The organism is Rhodospirillales bacterium RIFCSPLOWO2_02_FULL_58_16, from assembly GCA_001830425.1.
Taxonomy (GTDB): domain Bacteria; phylum Pseudomonadota; class Alphaproteobacteria; order Rhodospirillales; family 2-02-FULL-58-16; genus 2-02-FULL-58-16.
In genome coordinates, this window is the sequence record MIAA01000035.1 from 17,350 (window position 1) to 22,049 (window position 4,700).

Annotated in this window: 5 protein-coding genes and 1 pseudogene (1 of these 6 running past the window's edge); all 6 read left to right on the top strand. The window is 57.3% G+C overall.

What is annotated here, in order from left to right:
• Positions 1 to 607, top strand: a pseudogene (locus A3H92_07190) (D-amino acid aminotransferase); it begins 293 nt to the left of the window's first position.
• Entirely contained in the window at positions 604 to 1,260 is a 657-nt protein-coding gene (locus tag A3H92_07195; protein ID OHC74318.1) for an HAD family hydrolase, read from the top strand. The pseudogene A3H92_07190 and the gene A3H92_07195 overlap by 4 nt, the downstream one beginning before the upstream one ends.
• Positions 1,261 to 1,341: 81 nt before the next feature.
• A complete protein-coding gene (locus A3H92_07200) occupies positions 1,342 to 1,602 on the top strand; it encodes an RNA chaperone Hfq (GenBank protein OHC74319.1) in 261 nt (86 codons plus the stop codon).
• A gap of 70 nt (positions 1,603 to 1,672) precedes the next feature.
• On the top strand, positions 1,673 to 2,947 hold the full coding sequence (locus tag A3H92_07205) for a GTPase HflX (protein ID OHC74320.1): 1,275 nt from the start codon (positions 1,673 to 1,675) through the stop codon (positions 2,945 to 2,947).
• 274 nt (positions 2,948 to 3,221) lie between these two features.
• The gene (locus A3H92_07210) at positions 3,222 to 3,491 is read left to right on the top strand and encodes a hypothetical protein (GenBank protein OHC74321.1); all 270 of its coding nucleotides are present in this window, start codon (positions 3,222 to 3,224) and stop codon (positions 3,489 to 3,491) included.
• 24 nt (positions 3,492 to 3,515) lie between these two features.
• A complete protein-coding gene (locus A3H92_07215; protein OHC74322.1) occupies positions 3,516 to 4,346 on the top strand; it encodes a hypothetical protein in 831 nt (276 codons plus the stop codon).
• Positions 4,347 to 4,700 lie beyond the last annotated feature (354 nt).

Below are 4,700 nucleotides of genomic sequence, written 5' to 3' on the forward strand. Positions count from 1 at the left end.
TGGATTTATCTATCTGCAGGTTACCCGTGGCGTCGCCCGCCGCGACCACGCATTTCCTGACAACGCCACGGCGTCGCTGGTTATGACGGCGCGTCGCGGCAAGCCCTTCGACAGTTCCGCGAAGGCCCAGGGAGTGAGCGTCATTACTACGCCTGATATCCGATGGAAGCGTTGTGATATCAAGTCGATATCTCTTCTTCCTAATGTTTTAGGAAAGCAAAAGGCAAGGGCTTCCGGAGCCTTTGAAGCGTGGCTGGTCGATGATAAAGGATGCATCACTGAGGGGACTTCTTCCAACGCCTGGATCGTCACCGCGAAAGGCGAATTGGTCACCCGCCATATCGACCACGCCATTCTCAGCGGCATCACTCGCGCCATGGTGCTGGATTTGGCGCAAGAGGAAAGCCTTGCCTTGGTCGAGCGCCCTTTTTCCGTCGATGAGGCAAAGACGGCCGTCGAAGCCTTTCTCTCCAATACAACCTCGTTCATCAAGCCGGTGACCCATATTGACGGCGAGGCGGTCGGCAAAGGCCGGCCCGGCCCCCTGTGCAGCAAACTGATGGACCTTTATGCCGCCCGTCTCATCGATTATGGAAGCGGCATATGACGATCAATGGCCGCCCCGGCGCTATTCTGTTTGACTGGGACAATACCCTGATCGACTCGTGGCCGGTGATCCGCCAAGCCTTTAATTCCACCCTTGAGGACTTCGGCCTTGAGCCGTGGACCATGGAGCAAACCCGCCGGCAAGTGCGTAAGTCTCTTCGTGACAGTTTTCCCGCCCTGTTCGGCGAACGCTGGGAAGAGGCGGGGGAGGTTTTTTATCAATACTTCTCCGCCATTCATCTGGAAATGCTGCGGCCCCTTCCCGGCGCCGGCCATATGCTGGAGGAACTGAAGCGCTCCGGCATTTATCTCGGCGTCATAAGCAACAAAAAAGGGGACTTCCTGCGCCTTGAGGCGGCGCAGTTGGGTTGGGACGCACATTTCGGCATGATGGTCGGCGCCATGGATGCGCCGAGAGACAAACCGGCCATTGATCCCGTCGATCTGGCCCTTAACGGCAGCGGCATCATGCGCGGCGGCGATGTGTGGATCGCCGGAGACGCGGATATCGACCTGGAGTGCGCCTTCAACGCCGGTTGCGTACCTGTTCTGGTGCGCGCCGAGGCTCCCGGCGACGGTGAATTTTGCGCTCACCCGCCGTCACGGTATTTTAGAGAGTGTCAGGCTCTTTCAAATTTCATACGGGAGTTGTAACATAGCTTGGGGTTAGGGGAGGCGGGTCGCCGAAATAATAAAAAGAACGGCCCAAAAAACAATAACAGGGGGGATCAGCCCATGTCTGAGAGGGGACAAAACGTTCAGGACGTTTTCCTGAACTACATAAGAAAGAACAAGGCGCCGGTTACGGTATTCCTCGTCAACGGAGTGAAATTGCAGGGTATCGTTACATGGTTCGACAATTTCTCGGTGCTTCTTCGCAGGGACGGACATACTCAGTTGGTTTACAAGCACGCCATTTCGACGGTGATGCCGACGAATCCCGTACAGTTGTTCGAACCCGAAAAGGAAGGCGAGGCCGAAGCTGATTCCGATTAAATCGGGATTCGCCACGGGAAACGGAGCGCCGCCGCCGGTCGGGAACGACGGCGAGTGCGTTTGCTTTGTCATTCATCCCTATTTTCAGGCGGACGGGGAACCACGCGAGCCGTCGGCGCGTCTGGAAGAAGCGGTCGGTCTGGCGCGCGCCATCAATCTGAAGGTAATTCATGCCGAGGCGTTGCGGCTGGTCAAGGCTAATCCCGCCACTCTGCTCGGCAAGGGCGCAGTGGAACGAATCGCCGCGCTCATCAGGGCCGCCGACTGCGAGGAGGAGGAGGGGGCAAAAGAGGAAACAAAGGCGTCGGTAACGGTGGTCGATGCGACGCTGACGCCGGGGCAGCAGCGCAATCTGGAACGCGCATGGAACAGCAAGGTTCTTGATCGCACCGGCTTGATTCTGGAGATATTCGGCGCCCGCGCCCGCACCAGCGAGGGACGGCTTCAGGTCGAACTGGCGTTGCTTACTTATCAGCGCTCCCGGCTGGTGCGTTCATGGACCCATCTGGAACGCCAGCGCGGCGGCGCCGGCTTCATGGGCGGTCCCGGCGAGACCCAGATCGAGTCCGACCGCCGGCAGATCGATCAACGCATCATCAATATCAAGCGCCGGATCAAGGAAGTTAAACGCACCCGCCGACTGCACCGTCAGGCGAGGCAACGGCTGTCCTGGCCGGCGGTATCGCTGGTCGGCTACACAAACTCCGGGAAATCAACGCTTTTCAACACCCTGACCAATGCCGGGGTGGAAGCGGCGGATCAGCTTTTCGCCACCCTCGACCCGACCATGCGCAGCCTCAGGCTGCCGTCGGGACGCACGGTAATCCTGTCGGACACCGTCGGCTTTATCTCGGACCTCCCCCATGAGCTGGTGGACGCCTTTCACGCGACGCTGGAAGAAGTCTCTGCGGCTGATCTTATCGTTCATGTCCGCGACGCCTCCCACCCCGACGCCCAGGCCCAGAAACAGGACGTGGAGACCGTGCTTGGCAAACTGGGTTTGGAAAAAGCGGGTAACCTGATCGAGGCGATCAACAAGATCGACTTGCTGACGCCTGATGACAAAGAGAGCCTGATCAACAGGGCCGGACGCGAAAGCGCCCCGCCCCGGACGGCATTGTCGGCGCTGACCGGAGAGGGGTGCGAAAATCTGCTTAAAGTCATCGACAAGCGCCTGTCGGATTCATTTCTGGAGGTGGAAGTATCAATTGCGATCACGAACGGAGCGGCGCTCTCCTGGCTCTATCAACACGCCGAGGTGCTTGAGCGCATCGACGGCGAGGATGCCATCCGCCTCAAAGTCCGCATGGACGCCGTCACCAAAGCCCGCTTTGAGCGTATGTAGGTATTTTCCACTAGTAGAACAACTCCCATCGTAGTAGCATGGCCTTGGATGACCGACGCATCATGTCGTGGTTATAACAGTGGTCGTAAAGAATGATTCTGAAAAATCCTCCCCCTTGCTTCAAGGGGGAGTTAGAGGGGGTATCGGCGAAACCTCCCCTGACCCCTCCTTGGCAAGGAGGGGAAAAGCGTCGGGGCCGCTATGAGTCAATGATTAAGGTCGATGGCGTTATCCTAAGCCGGCCAAATCTACTAGTAGATAAAAGGATGCCCTTATGACAACCGCAAAGGCGCAGAGAAAATGGCGCGACAAGCATAGATTTGTTAAAAAACAACTCAACGTGATGACCAGACGGCTGGTTCATAACTACCTGGAAGAGATCGCCGGCGGTTATGGCCTGCGAGGCAAGGGCGAGGCGGTGGCGTTCAGTTGCTTCGTCACCAAGGCGCTGATCCAACGCGCCGGTTTCAACGCCGAAGCGGCGCGCATCCTCGAAGTATTCCGCCACACCTACAACGAGGACCGCGACATCTACTCGTCATAGCCGATATCATGGTATAAGCGCGCCATGATCCCTGATATTGAACCCGTTATCCGGATTATCCGCGAGACGGCGGCGAGTGAAATCATGCCGCGATTTTGCTCGTTGTCGGCAAACGACATCACTAAGAAACGCTCCGGAGACTTGGTGACCTCCGCCGATATCAATGCTGAAAAACGCCTTGAATCATCGCTTAACTCATTGATTTCGAACAGTTTAATCGTCGGCGAGGAGGGGGCTGACGCCGACCCCCGGCGTCTTGACGCGCTTAAGGGAGAGGCCCCGGTATGGCTGATCGATCCCGTTGACGGGACGACGAACTTTGTTCGGGGAATCCCGTGCTTTGCCGTCATTATCGCCTTTTGCATCGGCGGAGAGACTCTGGCCGCCTGGATTCATGATCCGATTGCCGACGTCACCATCTGGGCGGCCAAGGGCGAGGGGGCGTGGATAGGGAAGGGGGACGGCGCCGGCAAGCAGCCCATAGCGGTGACCACGGCGCTTTCCATCGGGCAAATGCTCGGCTCGCTCAATGATCGGATGTGTCGCAAGCTGGCGACATTACGCGAAGCGGGGAAAAGGGATATCCCCACGGGAACCCGATACGGATGCGCCGGCCGCGAGTACATGGACCTGGGGCGCGGCGAGCTGAATTTTTCCCTCTACGGAGGACGACTGATGCCTTGGGACCATGCCGCCGGGGTGCTCATCCATAGTCAGGCGGGAGGGTACAGCGCGCTCACCGGCGACGGCTCGCCCTACCGTCCGACAACATTCGGGATGCACTCGAATACCGCCCTTCTGCTGGCGCCGGACAAGGAATCCTGGCAGTCGCTTCGGCAACTTATCAACGGTTAGGCCCCTGATCCGCCTGACTTGAACCATGACTCATGTTTTATCACTGTAACCACCTAAAATAACGATTATATTCAACCGATTAGTATAATAAACAAACCGGTTGGTATATTTATAAAAAATGGGGGTAACCTGTGGAAAGCCTGTGGGAATTATGGGGAAAAACTGTGGAAAAATTACCGCAGGAAAATGCCGATCAGCTACGACACTTTCCCCTCCTTACCAAGGAGGGGCAAGGGGAGGTTGCTGCAACGACCCCCTCTAACTCCCCCTTAAACAACTATCGGATTCACACATCGTGGAACCCGATGGTCGCCCCAAATTTTATGGCTCGGAAGTCCTGAAGTCCCAGACGCA

Coding starts and splice junctions, on each gene's coding strand:
- A3H92_07195 (OHC74318.1), top strand. CDS start 604: ATGACGATCAATGGCCGCCCCGGCGCTATTCTGTTTGACTGGGACAAT.
- A3H92_07200 (OHC74319.1), top strand. CDS start 1,342: ATGTCTGAGAGGGGACAAAACGTTCAGGACGTTTTCCTGAACTACATA.
- A3H92_07210 (OHC74321.1), top strand. CDS start 3,222: ATGACAACCGCAAAGGCGCAGAGAAAATGGCGCGACAAGCATAGATTT.
- A3H92_07215 (OHC74322.1), top strand. CDS start 3,516: ATGATCCCTGATATTGAACCCGTTATCCGGATTATCCGCGAGACGGCG.